Consider the following 2,099-nt stretch of genomic DNA (forward strand, 5'->3'; position numbering starts at 1 on the left):
CGGCGGCGCTGGCGGCGGGCAACTGCGTGTTGGCCAAGCCAGCCGAGCAGACACCCGCGGTGGCCATGGCCGCCATCCGGCTGATGCATGAGGCCGGTGTGCCGCCCGAGGTGCTGCAAGGCCTGCACGGCCCGGGTGAAACCGTGGGCGCGGCGCTGGTGGCGCAAGCCGGCATCGCGGGCGTGGCCTTCACGGGCTCCACCCAGGTGGCCAAGCTCATCCAGCGCACCCTGGCCGCGTCCGACGGCCCCATCGTGCCGCTGATCGCAGAAACCGGTGGCCTCAACGCCATGCTGGTCGACCCCAGTGCCCTGCCTGAGCAGGTGTGCGACGCCGTGCTGCAAAGCGCCTTCCGCTCGGCCGGCCAGCGCTGCTCGGCTTTGCGCCTGCTGTGCCTGCACGAAGACATCGCCGAGCCCGTGCTGGACATGATCTCAGGCGCCGTGCGCGAACTGCGGGTGGGCGACCCGGCCCGCATCGACACCGATGTCGGACCGCTGATCGATGCCGAGGCCCATGCGAGAGTGCTGGCCCAGCTCGAAAGGCTGCAGCGCGAAGCCAAGCCACTGTGGGACGCCGGCCCAGGTGACGCACAGGACCACAACCAGGGGCGCGTGCAGGCCACCGAGGCCAGGGTGGCGCAACTGCTCGCACCACATGCCTTCGAGGTCGATTCACCCGGGCGCGTGGGGCAGGAAATTTTCGGCCCGGTGCTGCAGGTCTGGCGCTGGCGGGGCGATCCGCAGGCGGTCATCGAGCAGGTCAACCGCCTGGGCTACGGCCTGACGCTGGGCATCCAGACCCGCATCGACAGCCGCGCGCAGGCGCTGGCCAGCGCGGCCCGAGTGGGCAACGTCTACGTCAACCGCAACATGGTGGGCGCCGTGGTGGGCCTGCAGCCCTTTGGCGGACAAGGCCTGAGCGGCACGGGGCCCAAGGCGGGCGGGCCGCACTACCTGCCGCGCTTTTGCGTCGAGCAGACGGTGACGATCAACACCACCGCTGCGGGCGGCAACGTCGGGTTGATGGCGGGGTGATGCCCACCACCGACCTCAACCGCCTTGCTGCATCAATGAGTCGAGCGTGAGGTCGAAGGCCGCTCCGAAGGTGTCCAGGAAGTAGCGCAGTTCGGGCGTCATGTGCTGGTTGAGCTTGCCCTCGATCTGCTGCGCCGCCTGGGTGTACTCCGGGTTGCCGTAGCGCAACTCGGCCCGGCACTTGAACCAGGCGGCCAGGCGGTCCGCTGTCTTGACCAGCGCGGCCTCATGGGCCGGCCACTGCTCGTGGTCCATCATCTCGCCGATGGCCGGCTGCAGCACGGGCGGCAGCAGCGCCACCATCTCGCGGCAGACCTCGCCTTCGAGGTTGGCCGTGGCGTGGCGCATGGCGGGTGAGTACTTGACCGGGGTCGGCAGGTCACCGGTGATGGCCTCGGTCGCGTCGTGAAAGAGCGCGCGCGCTGCCACCGCGTTCGGGTCCACCGGCTGCTGGAACACGTCGCGGCTGATGACAGCCAGCGCATGCGCCAGCACCGCCACCTCCCAGCTGTGCTGGGCCACGTCCTCTTCGACGGCGTTGCGCATCAGGCCCCAGCGCTTGATGTGGCGCAGGCGGGCGATGTGGGCGTAGAACGGGCTGTGCCCGAGGGGTTGGTCGGCAGGTGAAGCGGGGGCGTCGGACATGGTGGCGAAATGGGACAGAGCAATCGACAGGGAGCGGCCAAGCCCACATCATCCCTCAGAGCTGAGCGAGGCTGCACAATCGAGGCCAAGCTGAAACGGGTGTGCCCCACAGAAAACCTCCAACGATGAGCGACGACCTCGGAAAAATCCTGCTGCTGGCCATCGTGCTGATCGCCGGCCTTTTCGCCTGGCGTGCCTGGGAGGTCAAGCGCCAAAGCCCGCAATGGCCAAGTGTCGAGGGCGTCATGCTGACCTCGCAGCCTCGCGCCATGCACGACAACCCGGCCGAGCCCGAGAGCGCCAAGCACGACTGGGTCGCCGAGGTGCGTTACGCCTACATGGTCAACGGCGTGTCCTACACCGGTGATCGGCTTCAGGCGTTCGGGCGGCGGTACATGACCAAGGAAGAAGTCCAGC

3 protein-coding genes are annotated in these 2,099 nt (G+C 68.7%); 2 read left to right on the forward strand and 1 reads right to left on the reverse strand.

The features are described from left to right. A partial coding sequence (locus B2W70_RS07455) for an aldehyde dehydrogenase family protein (protein WP_286744364.1) occupies window positions 1–1,037 on the forward strand: 1,037 nt, incomplete at its 5' end. A gap of 15 nt (window positions 1,038–1,052) precedes the next feature. On the opposite strand, the gene yfbR is transcribed toward B2W70_RS07455, so the two are convergent. Continuing rightward, window positions 1,053–1,682: a 5'-deoxynucleotidase gene (yfbR, locus tag B2W70_RS07460; RefSeq protein ID WP_058089467.1), complete on the reverse strand. Its 630-nt coding sequence runs from the start codon at window positions 1,680–1,682 to the stop codon at window positions 1,053–1,055. 125 nt (window positions 1,683–1,807) lie between these two features. Here yfbR and B2W70_RS07465 point away from each other — a divergent pair. Continuing rightward, a partial coding sequence (locus tag B2W70_RS07465; protein WP_286744367.1) for a DUF3592 domain-containing protein occupies window positions 1,808–2,099 on the forward strand: 292 nt, incomplete at its 3' end.

The sequence above is a fragment of the Aquabacterium sp. UBA2148 genome, assembly GCF_002328915.1.
GTDB lineage: Bacteria > Pseudomonadota > Gammaproteobacteria > Burkholderiales > Burkholderiaceae_C > Aquabacterium > Aquabacterium parvum.

What these genes read in the sequence shown, in the direction of transcription:
- yfbR (WP_058089467.1), bottom strand. Translation starts at nt 1,682, where the DNA reads ATGTCCGACGCCCCCGCTTCACCTGCCGACCAACCCCTCGGGCACAGC.